Below are 641 nucleotides of genomic sequence, written 5' to 3'. Positions count from 1 at the left end.
CTTGCACCGGTGCCTTCTCGGCACGTCACCAAATCAGCGCAAGGCGGCCCTCACCGCAGGGTTACGAAGCTGATCCTCTACGGCAGCTATGCACGCGGCGGCTGGGTCGATGAGCCGCACACGGCAAAAGGCTATCGCTCCGACTTCGATCTGCTGATCATCGTCAACGACAAGCGGCTGACCGAGCGCGTCGACTACTGGCTGAAGCTCGAGGACCGGCTGATCCGCGAGCTGGCCATCGACCGGACGTTGCACACGCCGGTCAACTTCATCGTTCACACCTTGCAGGAGGTGAACGATGGCCTCGCGCATGGGCGATACTTTTTTATGGACGTCGCCAAGGACGGCATCGCTTTGCACGAGGCGGACGACCGCGCCCTGCATACGCCTAAGCCGAAGACGCCCGAGCAGGCCTTGGCTATGGCGACGGAATACTTCTCAGAATGGTATCCCAGCGCCGGAGAGTTCTTTGACGATTTCCGTTCAAACACCGAACGTGGACGATACAAGAAAGCGGCTTTTGAACTGCATCAGGGCGTGGAGCGCCTGTATCATTGCGTGCTGCTGGTCTGCACGTTCTACACGCCGCATATGTGGACGGCCCCTCGCTTACAAGGTTCAAGCAGCAGCTGATCGGATGG

At 59.6% G+C, this 641-nt stretch carries 1 pseudogene; it reads left to right on the top strand.

The features are described 5' to 3' along the window. Positions 1-594 (top strand): annotated as a pseudogene (locus IEW00_RS17410) (nucleotidyltransferase); the annotation flags it as partial. Between the last annotated feature and the right edge of the window lie 47 nt (positions 595-641).

Source organism: Blastomonas aquatica, from assembly GCF_014639875.1.
GTDB lineage: Bacteria > Pseudomonadota > Alphaproteobacteria > Sphingomonadales > Sphingomonadaceae > Blastomonas > Blastomonas aquatica.
Note: the sequence above shows the minus strand (reverse complement) of the source record. Positions and strands in the feature narration are given on the sequence as shown.